This window comes from Bradyrhizobium sp. JR4.3 (assembly GCF_040547695.1).
Taxonomy (GTDB): domain Bacteria; phylum Pseudomonadota; class Alphaproteobacteria; order Rhizobiales; family Xanthobacteraceae; genus Bradyrhizobium; species Bradyrhizobium canariense.
Map to the genome: position 1 here is coordinate 103,656 of NZ_JBEPQF010000011.1, position 18,390 is coordinate 122,045.

The following is an 18,390-nucleotide window of genomic DNA, read 5'->3' on the forward strand; positions in this document are numbered from 1 at the left end:
AACAGGAGACATACGATGCCTCTCGCTTCCTATCAGACATCGGTTCCGGTGGTCGTCGACGACGCCAAATGCATCGCGGACAAGGGCTGCACGGTGTGCGTCGACGTCTGTCCGCTGGACGTGCTGCGTATCAGCGATATGACCAACAAGGCCTATATGGCCTATGACGAATGCTGGTACTGCATGCCCTGCGAGGCGGATTGCCCGACCGGCGCTGTCACCGTCAACATTCCCTATCTGCTGAGGTAGTCATGTCGAGCCCGTTCGAATCCTACGACGATCTCGAAGATGCCGACGAGCGGCTCCAGGCCGCCGATCCAGGGGAGCGCCGCGTCGCCATCATCGCGCTCGGCCATTCCGGCGATCCCGCAGCAGTCGGCCATCTCGCCAAAATGGTCGCCGATCCCGATGCCGGCGTCCGCCAGCAGGTCGCGATGGCGCTTGGCGAGTTCGACGGGCCGGAGGCTGCCAGCGCGCTGGTGAAGCTGCTGGTCGATCCTGAGAGAATCGTTGCGTCCGCCGCGGCCGACAGCATGGCCGAGTTCAAGGATCCTGCCTGCGCCGAAATCATCCTGCCGCTGGTCAAGCACGCCCACGCCTTCGTCCGCATGGGCGCGTTGCGCGCGCTGAAGGAGCTGCGCTGCAAGGATACGCTGAAGCCGGCGCTGGAAGCGCTCCAGGATTCCGACGCCGCCGTGCGGGTGCAAGCGATCGGCGTGATCGGGTTCCTCAAGCTGGAGGAATCAATCCCGGCGCTGACCGCGCTGATCAACGATCCCGACGCGCATGTGCGCCGTGCCGCCGTCAGCGCGCTCGCCTTCTCGCAGATGAAGCCCGCGGCTGAGATGATCACGCGCGCGTTGAAGGATTCGGACTGGATGGTGCGGGAGATGGCCGCAGAAACGCTGGGCCTCAACGTCAACGGCTCGATCGCCGCCGACCAGCTCATCGCTTCGCTCAGTGACGAGTTCTGGCAGGTGCGGCTGAAGGCAATCCGCAGCCTTGGCCGGATGAAGATCGAGCACGCGGTTCGCCCGATCGGCAATTGCGTCAACCATGAGCAGGCGAATTTGCGGAAGGAAGCCGCTGCTGCGCTCGGCGAAATCGCCCACCACGACGGCGAGGCGTTCCTTGCCGTCATCGCCAACGATCCAGATCCCGAGGTGCGCAAGAACGCGCGCTGGGCGCTTCAGCAGATCGCGGCCCGGAAAGCGCGCGCGGGGGCATAGGAGCGCGGCGGGCTGCCGCGCTGGACTTCCCGTCCCAGACGTTTATTGGTCTTCGCCAATGTGATCGGCCTCCGCGAGCGCGGCCGATCCGAAAAGAGCGAGGATACGCCCATGACGACATTGACGGTAAAGGACCTTCTTCCCGAGGACGGCACGCGGGGAACGCTTGTCGGCCGCGTCTGGCTGCCGCAGGCGAATGGCCCGGCCGTGGTCGCCGTGCGCGGCGATGGTGTGTTCGACGTCACCGCAACGTTCCCGACCGTCAGCACGCTCTGCGAGGAGGACGATCCGGCGAAGGCGCTTGCCACGACCAAGGGCGAGCGCATCGGCGATATCGAGGCCATCGTCCGCAACACGCCGCCCGATCAGCGCGATCCGAAAAAGCCGTGGCTGCTCGCGCCGGTCGATCTCCAGACGCTGAAGGCGGCCGGTGTGACCTTCGCCATCTCGATGCTGGAGCGCGTGATCGAGGAGCGGGCGAAAGGCAATCCGGCCTCGGCCGAAGCGATCCGGCAAGAGGTGACGCGGCTGATCGGCGACGATCTGTCGAAGCTCAAGCCGGGCTCGGACCAGGCGATGCACCTGAAGCAGGTGCTGATCGACCAGAACGCCTGGAGCCAGTATCTCGAGGTCGGCATTGGCCCCGATGCCGAGGTCTTCACCAAGGCGCCGACCTTGTCGTCGGTCGGCACCGGCATGGATGCGGGGCTGCATCCGAAATCGACCTGGAACAACCCCGAGCCGGAGCTGGTGCTGTTCGTCTCGAGCCGCGGCAAGATCGTCGGCGGCGCGCTCGGCAACGACGTCAATCTGCGCGACTTTGAGGGCCGTTCGGCGCTGTTGTTGTCGAAAGCCAAAGACAACAACGCGTCGTGTTCGATCGGTCCGCTGCTGCGCCTGTTCGACGACAGCTTTACCCTCGATGACGCCCGCAAGCTCGACATCAGCCTGAACGTGAAGGGGCAGGACGGTTTCGTCCTCGACGGCCATTCCTCGATCAGCATGATCAGCCGCGATCCGACCGATCTGGTCGAGCAGACCATCGGCAAGGTGCATCAATATCCTGATGGCTTCGTGCTATTCCTCGGGACCATGTTCGCACCGGTTAAGGATCGCGACGCGCCGGGGCAGGGGTTCACCCACAAACGCGACGACATCGTCACGATCTCGGCGCCCCAGCTCGGCAAACTCGTCAACCGCATGCGGACCAGCGACGAGTGCGAGCCCTGGACCTTCGGCATCGGCGCGCTGATGAAGAATCTGGCGCAGCGGAAGCTGATCTAGCGGTCGGCATGTTGCCCGGCCGACAGCGGGCGATTGCACATCGAAATCAGAGAAGGTCGTCATGTTGTTCCGGGCATCCACGTTCTTTGTCCCGCATGGCAAGGACGTGGATAGCCGCGACAAGCCCGCCCATGACGATGTGGCGCTGGCCAAGCCGCATCATTTCTTTCATCTTCCCGTTGCATCCGCGGAACAAAATCGCGCTGGGCGTGTCGTACAATGACTCTCCTGCCGAATGTCACCTCCCGACCAAATAGTCAGATAATATGACTAGTCGGAACCAAGCTTCCGTGAAATAGTCCCTCCCGCCGCCTCAAAGGTCGGCCTGTGGGTGCGATGCTACCAATCGGCGCCCCGGATAACATTTTGGGAGATACGCCTGATGATCCTCAAAGCCCTCTTTGCGGCCAGCGCCACTGCCGCGTTGCTGCTCGCGCTGCCGGCGAATGCCGCCGAGCTCACCATCGGCTTCTCGCAGATCGGATCGGAATCCGGTTGGCGCGCGGCCGAGACCTCGGTCTCCAAGCAGGAAGCCACCAAGCGCAAGGTCAATCTCAAGATCGCCGACGCGCAGCAGAAGCAGGAGAACCAGATCAAGGCGATCCGCTCCTTCATCGCGCAGAATGTCGATGCGATCTTCCTCGCGCCCGTCGTCTCGACCGGCTGGGACTCGGTGCTGAAGGAAGCCAAGGAGGCCAAGATCCCGGTCGTGCTGCTCGACCGCGACATCGATCCCTCCGGCAAGGAGCTCTATCTCACCGCCGTGACCTCAGACAGCGTGCATGAAGGCGAGGTCGCCGGCGACTGGCTGGCGAAGACCGTCGGGGCCAAGGCCTGCAACATCGTCGAACTGCAGGGCACGGTCGGCGCCAGCGTCGCCGCCAACCGCAAGAAGGGTTTTGACACCGCCATCGCCAAACACGCGAACCTGAAGGTGGTGCGCAGCCAGACCGGCGACTTCACCCGCGCCAAGGGCAAGGAAGTGATGGAAAGCTTCATCAAGGCCGAAGGCGGCGGCAAGTCGATCTGCGCGATCTACGCGCATAATGACGACATGATGGTCGGCGCGATCCAGGCGATGAAGGAAGCTGGCCTCAAGCCGGGCAAGGAGATCCTCACTGTCTCGATCGATGCGGTCCCTGACATCTTCAAGGCCATGGCCGCCGGCGAAGCCAATGCCACGGTCGAACTGACGCCGAACATGGCGGGCCCCGCGCTCGATGCCATCGCGGCCTTCAAGGGCAAGGGCACGGTGCCGCCGAAATGGATCCAGACCGAGTCGAAGCTTTATACGGCCGCCGATGATCCGCAGAAGATCTACGACAGCAAGAAGGGCCTCGGTTACTGAGGCGAGGAAGTCGCCGGACGGCCGTGTTTCGGCAGTCCGGCGATCCCGCTCGAAACCGCTGCGCGAACGAACAGGCTCCGTGTCCGCATCGTCGGCGGGCGCCGCTGGGAGTGAATTTGTCATGGAGAACAGCCCGGATTCCGCGGCTTCCCTGCTGGAGGCGCGCGGGATCAGCAAGAGTTTTGGTGCGGTACGCGCGTTGCAGCAAGTCGACTTCACGCTGCGCGCTGGCGAGATTCATGCGTTGCTTGGCGAGAACGGCGCCGGCAAGTCCACGTTGATCAAGGTGATCACCGGCGTGTTCCCGCGCGATGCTGGCATCGTCAGGCTCGGCGGCGAAGAGGTCGCGCCGCGCTCGGCCAAGGCGGCGCTTCAGGCCGGCATCGCCACCGTCTACCAGGAGGTCAATCTGCTGCCGAACCTCTCGGTGGCGCAGAACCTGTTCCTCGACCGGCAGCCGATGCGTTTCGGCATGGTGCGCGAAGGCGAGATGCGCCGCCGCGCCAAGGCGCTGCTCGCGGATTTCGGCCTCGACATCGACGTATCAGCGCCGCTTGGCAATTATTCGGTGGCGATCCAGCATGTCACCGCAATCGCGCGCGCTGTCGATCTCTCGGCGCGTGTGCTGATCCTGGACGAGCCGACCGCGAGCCTCGACCGCCATGAGGTCGAGATCCTCTTTCGCATCATGCGTCAGCTTGCCAAGCGCGGCATTGGCATCGTCTTCGTCAGCCATTTCCTCGACCAGGTCTACGAGATCTCCGATCGCATCACGGTTTTGCGAAATGGTCGCCTGGTCGGCGAGCGCGAGACCGCGTCGCTGTCGCGACTCGAGCTGATCCGGATGATGCTCGGCCGCGAGCTGGCCGAGACCACCAGCGCGCGGGCCGCGACGCGCGAGCATCAGGCCCGCGAAGTCTGCGCGAGCTTCGAGAGCTATGGCAAATCAGGCTATGTCGCGCCGTTCAATCTCGAGCTGCGCCATGGCGAGGTGGTCGGTCTCGCCGGCCTGCTCGGCTCGGGCCGGACCGAGACGGCGCGGCTGGTGTTCGGCGCCGAGCGCGCCGATCGCGGGCAGGCGAGGGTGGAAGGCGCGCCTGTCCGGCTTCACTCGCCGCGCGACGGCGTGCGCCACGGCTTTGGCTATTGCCCTGAGGAGCGCAAGACTGACGGCATCGTCGCCGAGCTCACCGTGCGCGAGAACATCGTGCTCGCGCTCCAGGCCAAGCGCGGTCTGCATCGGCCGCTGTCGCGACGCGAGCAGGACGAGATCGCAAGCCGTTACGTCAAGATGCTCGACATTCGCCCGCCCGATCCGGAGCGTCCCGTCGGCCTGCTGTCCGGCGGCAATCAGCAGAAGGTCCTGCTGGCACGGTGGCTTGCGACCTTCCCGCGGCTCCTCGTGCTGGACGAGCCGACCCGCGGCATCGACGTCGGCGCGCATGCCGAGATCATCCGCCTGATACGCGAGCTCTGCGACGACGGGCTTGCGCTGCTCGTGATTTCCTCCGAGCTCGACGAGATCGTGACCTATTCCGATCGCGTGGTGGTGCTGCGCGACCGCGCTCATGTCGAGGAACTCGCGGGCGAGGCGATCGACGTCGGCAACATTCTCGCGGCCATTGCCGCCGATAGCGTCGCCGTTGCGCTTGAGGCTCACACATGACAGCGCTGCTGCCGCGCCGCGGCCTTGCCCAGATCCTCGCATTGATCGTCATCCTCGCGGTCGATCGTGTGGTGTCGCCGCAATTCTTCGATCTGCGCCTCCAGGATGGACGTCTGTTCGGCAGCCTGATCGACGTGCTCAATCGCGGCACGCCGGTGGCGCTGCTCTCGCTCGGCATGGTCCTGGTGATCGCGACGCGCGGCATCGATCTGTCGGTCGGCGCGGTCATGGCGATCTCGGGCGCGATCGCGGCGAGCCTCGCCGACAACCACAGTCTGGCCGTGGTGCTGGCGGCTGCGCTCGGCGCGGGCCTGATCTGCGGATTGTGGAACGGATTTCTCGTCGCGGTGCTCGGCATGCAGCCGATCGTGGCGACCCTGATCCTGATGGTGGCGGGACGCGGCATCGCTCAGCTCATTACCGAAGGCCGCATCGTGACCTTCTCCTCGCCCGATCTGGTCTGGCTCGGCAACGGCTCCATCCTCGGCGTGCCGGTGCCAGTCGCGATTGCGCTTGGCATGTTGATGCTCACCGGCGCGGTGGTGCGAGGCTCGGCACTTGGGTTACTGATCGAGGCAACCGGCGGCAATGCGCGGGCGAGCGAGCTTGCCGGCGTCGGCACGCGCGCGATGATTTTGGCGGTCTATGTCTGGTGCGGCGTTTGCGCTGCGCTTGCCGGTGTCATCGCGGCGGCCGACATCATGGGCGCGGATGCCAACAATGCCGGCCTCTGGCTCGAGCTCGACGCCATCCTCGCGGTGGTGATCGGCGGCACCTCGCTGTTCGGCGGCCGCTTCAGTCTCGTGCTGGCCGTACTCGGCGCGCTGATCATCCAGACCATGAACACCGGCATTCTGCTGTCGGGCTATCCGCCGGAGTTCAATTTGCTGGTCAAGGCGATGGTGGTGCTCGCCGTGCTGCTGCTGCAATCGCCGAAGCTGTCCGGCTTTGCCGGAATCGTGACGCGGCTGCGGGGGACCAAGGCATGAAAGGCCTGCCGCCCGTCCTCATCACGGCGATCGTGCTCGTCGCGGGATTCGCGCTTTGCGCGATGCAGTTTCCCAACATCGCCTCCACCCGCGTTGTCGGCAATCTCCTGACCGACAACGCCTTCCTCGGCATCGTCGCGACGGGCATGACCTTCGTCATCATTTCCGGCGGCATCGATCTCTCGGTCGGCTCGGTGATCGGCTTCACCACGGTGTTCGTCGCGCTGGCGATCGAGCGCTGGGGAATGCCGCCCCTGGTCGCCTTCGTCGCCATCCTCGCGCTCTCGGCCGCCTTCGGAGCGGCGATGGGCGCGGTGATCCATGTCTTCGATTTGCCGCCTTTCATCGTGACGCTCGCCGGCATGTTCTTGGCCCGGGGTGCCAGCTTCCTGCTCTCGACGGAATCGGTGCCGATCACAGCACCGGTCTATTCCACCGTGTCGGACTTCGCACTGCGAGTACCCGGCGGTGGACGGCTGACGGCGGTCGCGATCATCATGCTTACGATCGTGATCGGCGGCGCATTGCTGCTGCAGCTCACCCGGTTCGGCGCCAATGTTTATGCGCTCGGCGGCAGCCGGGCGACCGCGAGCCTGATGGGTGTCGCCGTCGGCAGGATGACGGTGAAGATCTACATGCTGTCGAGCCTGCTCGCCGGCATCGCCGGCATCGTCTTCTCCTTCTACACCAGCGCCGGCTACTCGCTGTCCGCGGTTGGCGTCGAGCTCGACAGCATAGCGGCCGTCGTGATCGGCGGCACGCTGCTCACGGGCGGGCAGGGCTCTGTGATCGGCACCTTCCTCGGGGTGCTGATCCAGGGCATGATCCAGACCTACATTAATTTCGACGGGACGCTGTCGAGCTGGTGGACCAAGATCGCGACCGGGGTGCTGCTGTTCGCCTTCATCGCCTTGCAGCAGGGGTTGGTCGCGCTCGCGCGCCGGCCCGTGGCAAAGCGCGCGGGAGCAGTCTCATGACCACCTCGCGCATCCTTGTCATCCCGACGCGCCGGGCGCACTCCAATCACGCGGAGGTGGCCCGCTCGATCGGCGTCGACATCATTGCCGGCCGCTACGCGGAGGGAACGCGCCTGCCTGGCGATGCCGAAATGATCGCGATGTTCGGAGTGTCGCGACCGGTGCTGCGCGAGAGCGTGAAGACGCTGGTGGCCAAGGGCCTGCTCACAACCAAGGCGCGGGTCGGCACCGTCGTGCGCGAGCGCGTCGCCTGGAACATGTTCGACGCCGACGTGCTGGCTTGGCACCTGGACGCCGGGATCGACAAGCGCTTCCTCAACGACCTCGCCGAAATCCGCCTCGCGGTTGAGCCGCGCGCGGCCGCGCTGGCGGCGGCGCAGCGGTCGGAGCAGGATCTCTCCGAGCTCCGTCGCTGCATGGAGCGGATGCGGCTTGAAGCCTCCGACTCCGTTGGCTTCGCCGATGCCGACCTCGCGCTCCATGTCGGTGTGGCGCGCGCCTCCGGAAATCTGTTCATGCGCTCGATCGGGCACGTCATCGAGGCTGCGTTGCGCGCCTCATTCCTGCTCAGCGCACCGGTCGAACCGGAGGACCGCGACACCGTTCTGCTCTGGCATCAGAAGATCGTCGATGCCATCGCGGACGGTGATGCCACGACTGCGTCGGAGGCGATGGTCTACGTCATTCACAACGGCATGCGCCGCCACGAGGGTACAGTGATCGAGACCGTACCGGCCGAAGCGCTGCCGTCCGCGGAAGCTGGAGAAAGATCGTGACTGAACTTCGCATCGCCATCGTCGGCTTCGGCAAGATCGCGCGGGACCAGCACGTCGGCGCCATCGCAGCGGTTCCCGGCGCGACGCTGGCGGCCGTCGCCAGCCGCAATGCCTCGTTGCCGGATCTGCCGCATTTCGCGACCATCGAGGAGCTGCTGGAAAAAGGTCCGCCGATCGACGCGGTGTCGCTCTGCACGCCGCCTCAAGTGCGCCGCGCCCAGGCCGTCGCAGCGCTCAGGGCCGGCAAGCATGTCATGCTGGAGAAGCCGCCCGGCGCCGGCGTTGCCGAGCTCGATCCGCTGATCGCGATGGCCGGTGAGGCCAAGCGAACGCTGTTTGCGACCTGGCATTCGCGCCATGCGCCGGCAGTCGAGCCGGCGCGCGAGTGGCTCGCCGCGCGCCGCATCCATTCCGTGCACATCAACTGGAAAGAGGACGTCCGCGTCTGGCATCCCGGGCAGGCGTGGATCTGGGAGCCGGGCGGGCTCGGGGTGTTCGATCCCGGCATCAATGCGCTGTCGATCCTGACCAGGATCCTGCCGAAACCTGTGTTCGTCACCGCGGCCGAGCTCGCCTTCCCTGCCAATTGCCAGGCGCCGATCGCCGCGAAGCTGACGCTGACCGACATCGACGGCCTGCCTGTGGCCGCCGAGTTTGATTTCCGCCAGACCGGGCCGCAGAGCTGGGATATCCTCGTCGAAACCGACCAGGGCCGGATGACGCTATCCCGCGGCGGCAGGATCATGGCGATCGACGGCAAGACCGTTGCCGAGGCGCCCGATGAGGAATATCGGGAGCTTTACCGGCGCTTCGTCACGCTCGCCGCGACAGGCGCGAGCGACGTCGATTTGGCGCCGCTTCGTCTCGTCGCGGACGCCTTCCTGCTCGGCAGGCGCACGATCGTCGAACCGTTTGTGGATTGATCATGGCTGGATCGAAAACAGAAAGAGACGTCTTCGGAACGCTGCCGGACGGCCGCAAGGTGGACCGCATCGTGCTGCGCGGAGAGGGCGGGTTCGAGGCGCGCATCATCACCCATGGTGCAGTCTTGCAGGCCTTGATCGCGCCGGACGCCAAGGGCGGCTACGACGACGTCGTGCTCGGCCATGACGCATTCGCCGGCTATCTCGCCGAGCGAAAGTTTTTCGGCGCCACCGTCGGCCGCTACGCCAATCGCATCGCCAACGGACAATTTTCGCTGGACGGCGAGACGGTGCAGCTTCCCGTCAACAACGGTCCGAATGCGCTGCATGGCGGCCTCGACGGCTTCGACCGCAAGCTCTGGGACATTGCGGAGATCGACGATGGCGCCGAGCCCGCAGTCACGCTGACCTACACGAGCCCGCATGGCGAGGAAAACTTTCCCGGTCGGCTCGATGTGCGCCTGACCTATCGCGTCACCGGCCCGGCCGAGCTATCCCTGACCATGGAGGCGCGGACCGACCGGCCGACCATCGTCAACCTGACCAACCACAGCTTCTTCAATCTGGAAGGCGCGACATCAGGCACGCCCATTCTCGATCACAAGCTGACGGTCGCCGCCGGGCATTTCCTCGCGATCGATCCCAACGCCATTCCGTTGCCGGAGCCGCCGCGCAGCGTTGCCGGCACGCCGTTCGACTTCCGCGAGCCGCGGGCCGTCGGCGAGCGCATCCGCGAGAGCGACCAGCAATTGCGCACCGGCAGGGGCTACGATCACACCTACAATCTCGCGCGTGATGGCAAACTTGCGCTCGCGGCGCGGCTGGAGGCACCGCGCTCGGGGCGCATCATGGAGCTGCTCACCAATCAGCCCGGTCTGCAGGTCTATTCGGGTAATTATCTCGACGGCACGATCTCGGGCAAGGGCGGCAAGCTCTACCGGCAGTCCGACGCGATGTGCCTGGAGCCGCATATCTGGCCGGACGCACCGAACCGGCCGGATTTCCCGAGCCCGCGCCTAGCGCCGGGCGAGGTCTACCGCCATCACACGGTCTATCGCTTTGCGGTGAGGAGGTCATGATGGAACAGGTGCCCACCTCGGTTCTTTCGGACGATCCTTGCCATCTCGGCGAGGGGCCGACCTATGACGTGACCACGGACACGGCCTGGTGGTTCGATATCCGCGAGGGGCGACTGTTCGAGGCGCAGCTCGCCAGCGGCAGCATTCGCGTTCATGCGCTGGGCCGGATGGCGAGCGCACTTGGGCGGATCGACGCCGAACGGCAGTTGATCGTCGCGGAAGACGGGCTCTATATCCGCAAAATCGCCGATGGCGCGATGACGCTGCTCTGTCCGCTCCAAGCCGATAATCCCGCGACCCGTTCCAACGATGCCCGCGTGCATCCCTCCGGCACGTTCTGGATCGGCACCATGGGCCGCAAGGCGGAAGCAGGGGCAGGCGCGATCTACGCGTTCCATCACGGCGAGATATCGATGCTGTTTCCGCGCGTCAGCATTCCCAACTCGATCTGCTTCTCGCCCGACGGCACCACCGGCTATTTCGCCGACACTGCGCGCGCGGTGCTCTACGCGGTGCCGCTCAATCCCACGACCGGCCTGCCGCGCGGCGAGCCGGAGGTGCTGCTGCGCCACACCGGTATCGGCGGCCTCGACGGTTCGGTGTGCGACGCGGACGGAAACATCTGGAACGCGGGCTGGGGCGCTGGCCGTATCGACGTCTACTCTCCGCAAGGCGAGCGCCTGCGCTCGATGAGCGTGCCGGCAAAGCAGGCGAGCTGCCCCGCTTTTGTCGGCCCTGATCTGTCGCGTCTCCTCGTCACCTCGGCCTGGCAGGACATGGACGCGGCGGCGCGTGCCGCCGATCCGCAAGCCGGCTACACCTTTCTGTTGGAGGCATCCGCGCGCGGTCGCGCGGAGCCTGACGTCAAGCTCGCATAGGAGGCTCGAAGCCGCACACCACCAAAGTTCGCGACGACACGAAAAAACAGTCTGACACCAAAGGGAGTGAAACATGCTGAAACTGAAGACGACCTTCCTCGCGCTGGCGCTGGCCGGCGCTGCGACGATGGCCGCGGGCGTCACCGCCTCGGCCCAGGACAAAGCAACGGTCGGCATCGCCATGCCGACCAAATCGTCGGCGCGCTGGATCGACGATGGCAACAACATGGTCAAGGTGCTGAAGGAGCGCGGCTACAACACCGACCTGCAATATGCCGAGGACGACATTCCGAACCAGCTCTCGCAGGTCGAGAACATGGTGACCAAGGGCGCGAAAGCGCTGGTGATCGCCGCGATCGACGGCACCACGCTCTCTGACGTGCTCAAGCAGGCGAAAGCAAAAGGCATCACCGTGATCGCCTATGACCGCCTGATCCGCGGCACGCCGAACGTCGACTATTACGCGACCTTCGACAATTTCCAGGTCGGCGTGCTCCAGGCCGAGTCGATCGTGCAGGGCCTCGGCCTCAAGGATGGCAAGGGTCCGTTCAACATCGAGCTGTTCGGCGGCTCGCCCGACGACAACAACGCCTACTTCTTCTACAACGGCGCGATGAGTGTGCTGAAGCCGTACATCGACAGCGGCAAGCTCGTCGTCGTCTCCGGCCAGATGGGCATGGACAAGGTCGCGACCTTGCGCTGGGACGGCGCCACCGCGCAGGCCCGCATGGACAATCTGCTCAGCGCCTACTACGGCAACAAGAAGGTCAACGCGGTGCTGTCGCCGTATGACGGTCTGTCGATCGGCATCATCTCCTCGCTGAAGGGCGTCGGTTATGGTAGCGCCGGCCAGCCGATGCCCATCATCTCGGGCCAGGATGCCGAGGTGCCCTCGATCAAGGCGATGCTGCGCGGCGATCAGTATTCGACCATCTTCAAGGACACCCGCGACCTCGCCAAGGTGACCGCCGACATGGTCGACGCTGCGCTGGCCGGCAAGCAGGTCACCGTCAACGACACCAAGACCTACGAGAACGGCGCCAAGACCGTGCCGTCCTATCTGCTCAAGCCGGTCGTGGTCTACAAGGACAATTGGGAGAAGGTCCTGGTCGAGAGCGGCTACTACAAGAAGTCGCAGTTCCAGTAGGAGGTCTACTCCCTCTCCCGACCTGCGGAGAGGGAGTTCTTTAGGGTTAGGGCGAAGCGCATGTTTATCAACTCGTCATGCCCGGGCTTGTCCCGGGCATCCACGTCCCTCTTCGCAAGCGGCTGCACGTGGATGGCCGGGACAAGCCCGGCCATGACGATTGTGGAAGCCCCCAGGAGAATGAACCGATGACCGCAATGCTGGAGATGCGCAACGTCAGCAAGAGCTTTTCCGGCGTGCAGGCGCTGCGCGACGTCAACTTCTCGGTTGAAGCCGGGCAGATCCACGCCCTGGTCGGCGAGAACGGTGCTGGCAAGTCCACGCTGATGAAGGTGCTCAGCGGCGTCTACCCGGCCGGCAGCTACGAGGGCACCATCATCTTTGATGGCGAGGAGCGCCGCTTCCGCGACATTAATGATTCCGAGGCGCTCGGTATCATCATCATCCATCAGGAGCTGGCGCTGATCCCGCTGATGTCGATTGCCGAAAACATTTTTCTGTCGCACCCACCGTCAAAGCTCGGCGTCATCGACCGCGACGAGGTGTATCGGCGCACGCGCGACCTGCTCGCGCAGGTCGGCCTCAAGGAATCGCCGGATACGCTGATCACCGATCTCGGCGTCGGCAAGCAGCAGCTTGTCGAGATCGCCAAGGCGCTGTCCAAGCGGGTGCGGATGCTGATCCTGGACGAGCCGACCGCGAGCCTCAACGAGGCCGACAGCGCCGCGCTGCTGGAGCGGCTGATGGCGTTCCGCGAGCAGGGGATCGGCTCGATCCTGATCTCGCACAAGCTGAACGAGGTCGCCAAGGTCGCCGACCACATCACCGTGCTGCGCGACGGCCGCACCGTCGACGGCATCGACTGCCGCGCCGAGCCGATCCAGGAAGACCGCATCATCCGCAGCATGGTCAACCGCGATCTCGCCCATCGCTTTCCGGAGCGCAGCGCAAAAATCGGCGAGCCCGTTCTCACCGTCGAGAACTGGTCGGTCTACCATCCCATCCATCCCGAGCGGCAGGTGATCAAGAACGTCGATTTCAGGGTGAAGCGCGGCGAGGTCGTCGGCATCGCCGGGTTGATGGGGGCGGGGCGCACCGAGTTCGCCATGAGCCTGTTCGGCCGCTCCTGGGGCACCACGATCAGCGGTCGCATCCGGCTCGAGGGCCATGAGATCGTGCTGCCCAACGTCGCGGCCGCGATCGACGCCGGCCTTGCCTATGTCACCGAAGACCGCAAGCAGCTCGGACTGATCCTCGCCGACGACGTCCGCAAGAACATCACACTGGCAAGCCTCGACCAGGTCGCCCCCAACCGGGTGATCGACGACATCGCCGAGCTGAAGGTCGCCAGCGATTACCGCAACCGGATGCGCATCCGCTGCTCCGACGTCTACCAGGAGACCGGCCAGCTCTCCGGCGGCAACCAGCAAAAGGTCGTGCTGTCGAAATGGCTGATGACCGACCCCAAGGTCTTGATCCTGGACGAGCCGACCCGGGGCATCGACGTCGGTGCCAAATACGAGATCTACTGTATCATCAACGAGCTTGCGGAAGCCGGCCGCGGCGTGGTGGTGATCTCCTCGGAGATGCCCGAGCTACTCGGCATCTGCGACCGCATCTGTGTCATGAACGACGGCGCCTTCGTCGGCGAGTTCCCCGGCGCCGAAGCGACGCAGGAAAAGATCATGCGCGCCATCATGCGCAACGACAGAAATTATGGAAGCAGCGCCCTCGCGGGTGCGGAGATGGGAGGATCGCAGCTATGACCGACAAGACGGTTTCGCTGCCCGAGGAGGGCCGGCACGGCAGCTTCATCAAGAACAATTTGCGCAATTACGGCATGCTGATGTCGCTGATCGCGATCATGCTGTTCTTCCAGGTCATGACCGGCGGCACGCTGCTGCAGCCGCTCAACCTGACCAATCTGGTACTGCAGAACAGCTACATCGTCATCATGGCACTGGGCATGCTGCTCGTCATTGTCACCGGCCATATCGACCTCTCGGTCGGCTCGGTCGCGGGCTTCGTCGGCGCGGTGGCCGCCGTGCTGATGGTGACATACAAGGTCGACTACACGCTCGCCTTCATCGCCTGCCTGCTGCTGGGCGCGGCAATCGGCGCCGCGCAGGGCTATTGGGTGGCCTATTTCAAGATTCCGTCCTTCATCGTGACGCTGGCCGGCATGCTGGTGTTCAAAGGACTTGCGCTCGCGGTGTTGCAGGGCCAGTCGCTCGGGCCGTTCCCGGCGACCTTCCAGAAATTGTCGTCGGGCTTCATTCCGGAGATGCTGCCCGAGGCCGGCACGCTGCATCCGACGTCGATGCTGGTCGGTGCGGTGCTCGCGCTCGGCCTCGTCTACGCCAGCGCCAAGGGGCGCTCGCGCGAGCAGTTGCACGGCATCGAGGTCGAGCCTTACGCGTTCTTCCTCGGCAAGAGCATTCTCCTGGCCTGCGCCGTGCTCTATTTCACCTATCTGATCGCCTCGCATCGCGGTCTGCCGAACGTGCTGGTCATCATGACCGCGCTGATCGCGCTCTACGGCTTCGTCACCCGCCGCACCGTCATCGGTCGGCAGGTCTACGCGGTCGGCGGCAATGCGAAAGCGGCAAGCCTGTCGGGCATCAAGACGGAACGGTTGACCTTCCTCACCTTCGTCAACATGGGCGTGCTCGCCGCGCTCGCCGGCCTCGTCTTCGCCGCGCGCCTCAACACCGCAACGCCGAAGGCGGGTCTCGGCTTCGAGCTCGACGTCATCGCCGCCTGCTTCATCGGCGGCGCCTCGGCCTATGGCGGTGTCGGCCGCGTCGGCGGCGCCGTGGTCGGTGCCATGATCATGGGTGTGATGAACAACGGCATGTCCATCCTCGGCATAGGCATCGACTATCAGCAGGTCATCAAGGGCCTGGTCCTGCTCGGGGCGGTGTGCATCGACGTGTATAATCAGCGGAGATGAGGCTGCGGCAGTCATTACTGCGTCGTGAACAGCACCGCCGCGATCGCGACGGAGAGGCTCACCGCGGAGACGGTGGCGACGGTCGATAGCACGCCCATTCGCCGGAGCGCGATGGCGAAGACGATGATGATGGGCGTTGCGGTCATCAGTCCGATTTGTGCATCGCTCATGTTATCGCTCGCAGCTCCACGGAACCCTGGGGCGTTTGGTACCGCGACCCGGCCGGCCGGACGTTGCGACGGCGCAAACAAATTGATCGGCATTCCCCAAGTTTGTCCGGCAACAAACTCGGATCGGCACGGCTGAGCTAAGTCTGGCTGGTGTCCTGATCCGGAAGAGCAGATGTCGGCAGCCGATTGCGAACCACGGGGAGCCGGCTGGGGAATTCTGGACGATCTTCCCGGCGATCCCATGATCTGGGTGCTGATCTTCAGCGAGCTCGCCGCCTTCGGTCTGTTTCTCGGTGCATTCGCGGTCGCCCGCGCGATCCATCCGGCCGTGTTCGCGGTGGGGCAGGCGGCGCTTGATCCGGGTCTCGCCGGATTGAACACTGTCGTGCTGGTGACGAGCGGTTGGGCCGCAGCCCGGGCTGCGAAGACCGCGCGGGCCAGCGAGAGCCGGGCGACACAATCCTGGCTCCTCACAGCCATGGGGCTTGGCGGCCTGTTCGTGGCGATCAAGCTCGGCGAATATGCCGAAGAGATCGGACGCGGCATCGGACTCGAGACCAGTCCGTTCTTCACACTCTACTTCCTCCTGACCGGCTTCCATCTTCTGCACGTCTGCCTCGGCATCATCATCCTCGCATTGGTCTGCCGCCGCGCTGAAGCGTTCGGCGTCGAGACGGGAACGGCCTTCTGGCACATGGTCGATCTGGTCTGGATCGTGATGTTCCCGATTCTTTATCTGGTGCGGTGACGATGCCGGATCGCCTGGACATCACATGGATCGCGCTGATCGGCCTCGCGCTCGCGACCATCCTGGTGCCACCGCTGGTGCCGCGGCCGCTGCTCGGCAACGCCCTGCTGCTGGCCTTGGCCGCCGTCAAGGGCCGCCGGATTGCGCTCGATTTCCTCGATCTTCGCGCGGCGCCTGCGCTCTGGCGCGGCCTCGTCAGCGCCTGGATCCTCATGGTGGTGCTGTTTGCCTGGCTCACATCTGCCGTCAGCGCCCTGATCTGACTCACTCCTTGCGCCCTGACAAAGAACAGGCCGTGCCGATCAGCGATAAATCGCATCACCGATTTTCTCGGCGGGACTCAATTGAAAGGATTGGCAATGGCTGAACGCCTGACCAAGTCGGCCGCTCGAAACGTCTTCTACGGCGGCTCGGCCTTTTTCTTCGCCATCTTCATCGGGCTGACGGCGCACAGCCACTACTACATGGTCACGACCTCGACGGACGCAGTGACGCTGACGTCGTCGGTCGCCCGCGGCAAGCACGTCTGGGAGAAGAACTCCTGCATCAATTGCCACACGTTGCTCGGCGAAGGCGCCTATTTCGCGCCCGAAGTCGGCAACGTCTGGGATCGATGGGGCGGCAAGGAGGATCCGGCCGGCGCGCGAGAGGCGTTGAAGGCCTGGATGCAGTCGCAGCCTTCAGGCGCGGAGGGCCGGCGACAGATGCCGCAGTTCAACCTCACCGATCAGGAGCTCAACGATCTCGCCGATTTCCTGCAATGGGTGAGCACGATCAAGCGCCAGGATTGGCCGCCGAACAAGGCCGGCTAAGCCCGCCGCTTTCCTCTTTCAAGACAGAGAGAATCCGAGATGAAATATCAAACCCAGAAAGTCGCGATGCTGTATTTCTACGGCGCGCTGACCCTGTTCCTGGCCCAGGTCCTGTTCGGCCTCCTCGCCGGGACGATCTACGTCCTGCCCAACACGCTGTCGGTTCTGCTGCCGTTCAACATCGTCAGGATGATCCACACCAACGCGCTGATCGTGTGGTCGTTGATCGGCTTCATGGGCGCGACCTACTTCCTGCTGCCTGAGGAAACCGAGACCGAGCTGTACAGCCCGCTACTCGCAAAGATCCAGTTCTGGATGTTTTTTGGCGCAGCAGGCGTCGCGGTCGTGGGCTATCTCTTCCACTACCACGAGGGCCGCGAGTTCCTTGAGCAGCCCTTCATCATCAAGGTCGGTATCGTCGTCGTCTGCCTGATGTTCCTGTTCAATGTGACCATGACCGCGCTCAAGGGACGCAAGACCACGGTCACCAACATCCTGCTGTTCGGCCTGTGGGGCGTTGCGATCTTCTTCCTGTTCGCCTTCTACAATCCGGCGAACCTCGCCGTCGACAAAATGTACTGGTGGTACGTCGTCCATCTCTGGGTCGAGGGCGTCTGGGAGCTGATCATGGCCTCCGTGCTCGCCTATCTCATGATCAAGCTCAATGGCATCGATCGCGAGGTGGTCGAGAAGTGGCTCTACGTCATCATCGGCCTCGCGCTGTTCTCGGGGATTCTCGGCACCGGCCACCATTTCTACTGGATCGGCGCGCCCGGCTACTGGCAGTGGATCGGCTCGCTGTTCTCGACGCTCGAGGTCGCGCCGTTCTTCACGATGGTGATCTTCACGGTGCAGATGACCTGGAAGGCCGGCCGCAAGCATCCGAACCGCGCCGCGCTGCTGTGGTCGGTCGGCTGTTCGGTGATGGCGTTCCTGGGAGCCGGCGTCTGGGGTTTCCTGCACACGCTATCCTCGGTGAACTACTACACCCACGGCACCCAGGTCACCGCTGCGCACGGCCATCTCGCCTTCTTTGGCGCCTATGTGATGCTCAACCTTGCCGTGATGGCTTACGCCATCCCGCAGATCAAGGGACGCGCGCCCTATAACCAGTGGCTCAGCATGACGAGCTTCTGGATCATGTGCACGGCCATGATGACCATGACGTTCGCGCTGACCTTTGCCGGCGTGGTCCAGGTCCATCTCCAGCGCGTGCTCGGCCAGGGCTACATGGATGTGCAGGACCAGCTCGCATTCTTCTACTGGGTGCGGCTCGGCTCCGGTGGGTTCGTCGCGATCTCCGCGCTGATGTTCGTCTGGGCGGTGCTGGTGCCCGGCCGCGAGAAGCTGGCGACCATTCCCGCCGTGCTGCAGCCGGCCGAGTAAGCGTGACGGCGGCCGCGTTTCGTCG

The 18,390-nt window shown here is 64.5% G+C and carries 20 protein-coding genes; 18 read left to right on the forward strand and 2 right to left on the reverse strand.

All coding sequences use genetic code 11. The annotated features are described in order from the left end of the window. The first annotated feature begins 15 nt into the window (after positions 1-15). The 3 genes from ABIB91_RS19270 to ABIB91_RS19280 all read left to right on the forward strand — a co-directional run bounded on the left by ABIB91_RS19270 (position 16) and on the right by ABIB91_RS19280 (position 2,513). Positions 16-249, forward strand: coding sequence for a 4Fe-4S dicluster domain-containing protein (locus tag ABIB91_RS19270; RefSeq protein ID WP_007593252.1), 234 nt, complete (start codon positions 16-18; stop codon positions 247-249). 2 nt (positions 250-251) lie between these two features. Beyond that, positions 252-1,229, forward strand: coding sequence for a HEAT repeat domain-containing protein (locus ABIB91_RS19275; protein WP_007593251.1), 978 nt, complete (start codon positions 252-254; stop codon positions 1,227-1,229). 111 nt (positions 1,230-1,340) lie between these two features. Further along, positions 1,341-2,513: a fumarylacetoacetate hydrolase family protein gene (locus ABIB91_RS19280; RefSeq protein ID WP_007593250.1), complete on the forward strand. Its 1,173-nt coding sequence runs from the start codon at positions 1,341-1,343 to the stop codon at positions 2,511-2,513. A 46-nt stretch (positions 2,514-2,559) separates the two neighbouring features. Here the strand turns inward: ABIB91_RS19280 and ABIB91_RS19285 are convergent, their stop codons facing one another. Next, positions 2,560-2,733 carry a hypothetical protein gene (locus ABIB91_RS19285; protein WP_354164492.1) on the reverse strand — a complete coding sequence of 58 codons (174 nt, stop codon included), beginning with the start codon at positions 2,731-2,733 and terminating at the stop codon, positions 2,560-2,562. 162 nt (positions 2,734-2,895) lie between these two features. On the opposite strand from ABIB91_RS19285, the gene ytfQ reads away from it, so the two are divergent. The 11 genes from ytfQ (at position 2,896) to mmsB (ending at position 15,249) form a co-directional block, all read left to right on the forward strand. After that, a complete protein-coding gene (gene ytfQ / locus ABIB91_RS19290) occupies positions 2,896-3,861 on the forward strand; it encodes a galactofuranose ABC transporter, galactofuranose-binding protein YtfQ (RefSeq protein ID WP_354164495.1) in 966 nt (321 codons plus the stop codon). A gap of 121 nt (positions 3,862-3,982) precedes the next feature. After that, entirely contained in the window at positions 3,983-5,527 is a 1,545-nt protein-coding gene (locus ABIB91_RS19295; protein ID WP_354164498.1) for a sugar ABC transporter ATP-binding protein, read from the forward strand. Next, positions 5,524-6,516, forward strand: coding sequence for an ABC transporter permease (locus ABIB91_RS19300; protein ID WP_007593247.1), 993 nt, complete (start codon positions 5,524-5,526; stop codon positions 6,514-6,516). The genes ABIB91_RS19295 and ABIB91_RS19300 overlap by 4 nt, the downstream gene beginning before the upstream one ends. After that, the gene (gene yjfF / locus ABIB91_RS19305) at positions 6,513-7,493 is read left to right on the forward strand and encodes a galactofuranose ABC transporter, permease protein YjfF (protein ID WP_007593246.1); all 981 of its coding nucleotides are present in this window, start codon (positions 6,513-6,515) and stop codon (positions 7,491-7,493) included. The genes ABIB91_RS19300 and yjfF overlap by 4 nt, the downstream gene beginning before the upstream one ends. Then, entirely contained in the window at positions 7,490-8,269 is a 780-nt protein-coding gene (locus tag ABIB91_RS19310) for a FadR/GntR family transcriptional regulator (RefSeq protein WP_219680947.1), read from the forward strand. The genes yjfF and ABIB91_RS19310 overlap by 4 nt, the downstream gene beginning before the upstream one ends. Further along, positions 8,266-9,192, forward strand: coding sequence for a Gfo/Idh/MocA family protein (locus ABIB91_RS19315; protein WP_219680948.1), 927 nt, complete (start codon positions 8,266-8,268; stop codon positions 9,190-9,192). The genes ABIB91_RS19310 and ABIB91_RS19315 overlap by 4 nt, the downstream gene beginning before the upstream one ends. A gap of 2 nt (positions 9,193-9,194) precedes the next feature. Beyond that, the gene (locus ABIB91_RS19320; protein ID WP_354164504.1) at positions 9,195-10,271 is read left to right on the forward strand and encodes an aldose epimerase family protein; all 1,077 of its coding nucleotides are present in this window, start codon (positions 9,195-9,197) and stop codon (positions 10,269-10,271) included. Continuing rightward, positions 10,271-11,149 (forward strand): SMP-30/gluconolactonase/LRE family protein, encoded by an 879-nt coding sequence (locus ABIB91_RS19325; RefSeq protein WP_354164506.1) that lies wholly within the window; start codon positions 10,271-10,273, stop codon positions 11,147-11,149. Before ABIB91_RS19320 ends, ABIB91_RS19325 begins: the two co-directional genes overlap by 1 nt. A gap of 73 nt (positions 11,150-11,222) precedes the next feature. Continuing rightward, entirely contained in the window at positions 11,223-12,296 is a 1,074-nt protein-coding gene (chvE, locus tag ABIB91_RS19330; RefSeq protein WP_247370836.1) for a multiple monosaccharide ABC transporter substrate-binding protein, read from the forward strand. Between the two features lie 188 nt (positions 12,297-12,484). Continuing rightward, on the forward strand, positions 12,485-14,062 hold the full coding sequence (gene mmsA / locus ABIB91_RS19335; protein ID WP_354164508.1) for a multiple monosaccharide ABC transporter ATP-binding protein: 1,578 nt from the start codon (positions 12,485-12,487) through the stop codon (positions 14,060-14,062). Next, positions 14,059-15,249 (forward strand): multiple monosaccharide ABC transporter permease, encoded by a 1,191-nt coding sequence (gene mmsB / locus ABIB91_RS19340; RefSeq protein ID WP_007608442.1) that lies wholly within the window; start codon positions 14,059-14,061, stop codon positions 15,247-15,249. Before mmsA ends, mmsB begins: the two co-directional genes overlap by 4 nt. Positions 15,250-15,263: 14 nt before the next feature. On the opposite strand, the gene ABIB91_RS19345 is transcribed toward mmsB, so the two are convergent. Further along, positions 15,264-15,419: a hypothetical protein gene (locus ABIB91_RS19345; RefSeq protein ID WP_211394234.1), complete on the reverse strand. Its 156-nt coding sequence runs from the start codon at positions 15,417-15,419 to the stop codon at positions 15,264-15,266. Between the two features lie 172 nt (positions 15,420-15,591). Here ABIB91_RS19345 and ABIB91_RS19350 point away from each other — a divergent pair, with 172 nt between their 5' ends. From ABIB91_RS19350 to ABIB91_RS19365, 4 genes are all read left to right on the forward strand, one after another. Continuing rightward, entirely contained in the window at positions 15,592-16,167 is a 576-nt protein-coding gene (locus ABIB91_RS19350) for a cytochrome c oxidase subunit 3 family protein (protein WP_007593229.1), read from the forward strand. A gap of 2 nt (positions 16,168-16,169) precedes the next feature. Continuing rightward, positions 16,170-16,430, forward strand: coding sequence for a cytochrome C oxidase subunit IV family protein (locus ABIB91_RS19355; protein WP_007593227.1), 261 nt, complete (start codon positions 16,170-16,172; stop codon positions 16,428-16,430). Positions 16,431-16,526: 96 nt separating this feature from the next. Beyond that, positions 16,527-16,979, forward strand: a complete 453-nt coding sequence (locus ABIB91_RS19360) for a c-type cytochrome (RefSeq protein WP_354164514.1) — start codon at positions 16,527-16,529, stop codon at positions 16,977-16,979. Between the two features lie 39 nt (positions 16,980-17,018). Continuing rightward, positions 17,019-18,365: a cbb3-type cytochrome c oxidase subunit I gene (locus tag ABIB91_RS19365; protein WP_007593223.1), complete on the forward strand. Its 1,347-nt coding sequence runs from the start codon at positions 17,019-17,021 to the stop codon at positions 18,363-18,365. Positions 18,366-18,390: the final 25 nt, after the last annotated feature.

Excerpts from the sequence above, each read along its gene's own strand:
- ABIB91_RS19325 (WP_354164506.1), top strand. The coding sequence starts at position 10,271 with ATGGAACAGGTGCCCACCTCGGTTCTTTCGGACGATCCTTGCCATCTC.
- ABIB91_RS19295 (WP_354164498.1), top strand. The coding sequence starts at position 3,983 with ATGGAGAACAGCCCGGATTCCGCGGCTTCCCTGCTGGAGGCGCGCGGG.
- ABIB91_RS19320 (WP_354164504.1), top strand. The coding sequence starts at position 9,195 with ATGGCTGGATCGAAAACAGAAAGAGACGTCTTCGGAACGCTGCCGGAC.
- ABIB91_RS19350 (WP_007593229.1), top strand. The coding sequence starts at position 15,592 with ATGTCGGCAGCCGATTGCGAACCACGGGGAGCCGGCTGGGGAATTCTG.
- mmsB (WP_007608442.1), top strand. The coding sequence starts at position 14,059 with ATGACCGACAAGACGGTTTCGCTGCCCGAGGAGGGCCGGCACGGCAGC.
- ytfQ (WP_354164495.1), top strand. The coding sequence starts at position 2,896 with ATGATCCTCAAAGCCCTCTTTGCGGCCAGCGCCACTGCCGCGTTGCTG.
- mmsA (WP_354164508.1), top strand. The coding sequence starts at position 12,485 with ATGACCGCAATGCTGGAGATGCGCAACGTCAGCAAGAGCTTTTCCGGC.
- ABIB91_RS19310 (WP_219680947.1), top strand. The coding sequence starts at position 7,490 with ATGACCACCTCGCGCATCCTTGTCATCCCGACGCGCCGGGCGCACTCC.
- ABIB91_RS19365 (WP_007593223.1), top strand. The coding sequence starts at position 17,019 with ATGAAATATCAAACCCAGAAAGTCGCGATGCTGTATTTCTACGGCGCG.
- ABIB91_RS19360 (WP_354164514.1), top strand. The coding sequence starts at position 16,527 with ATGGCTGAACGCCTGACCAAGTCGGCCGCTCGAAACGTCTTCTACGGC.
- ABIB91_RS19345 (WP_211394234.1), bottom strand. The coding sequence starts at position 15,419 with ATGAGCGATGCACAAATCGGACTGATGACCGCAACGCCCATCATCATC.
- ABIB91_RS19355 (WP_007593227.1), top strand. The coding sequence starts at position 16,170 with ATGCCGGATCGCCTGGACATCACATGGATCGCGCTGATCGGCCTCGCG.
- ABIB91_RS19300 (WP_007593247.1), top strand. The coding sequence starts at position 5,524 with ATGACAGCGCTGCTGCCGCGCCGCGGCCTTGCCCAGATCCTCGCATTG.
- yjfF (WP_007593246.1), top strand. The coding sequence starts at position 6,513 with ATGAAAGGCCTGCCGCCCGTCCTCATCACGGCGATCGTGCTCGTCGCG.
- chvE (WP_247370836.1), top strand. The coding sequence starts at position 11,223 with ATGCTGAAACTGAAGACGACCTTCCTCGCGCTGGCGCTGGCCGGCGCT.
- ABIB91_RS19275 (WP_007593251.1), top strand. The coding sequence starts at position 252 with ATGTCGAGCCCGTTCGAATCCTACGACGATCTCGAAGATGCCGACGAG.
- ABIB91_RS19270 (WP_007593252.1), top strand. The coding sequence starts at position 16 with ATGCCTCTCGCTTCCTATCAGACATCGGTTCCGGTGGTCGTCGACGAC.
- ABIB91_RS19280 (WP_007593250.1), top strand. The coding sequence starts at position 1,341 with ATGACGACATTGACGGTAAAGGACCTTCTTCCCGAGGACGGCACGCGG.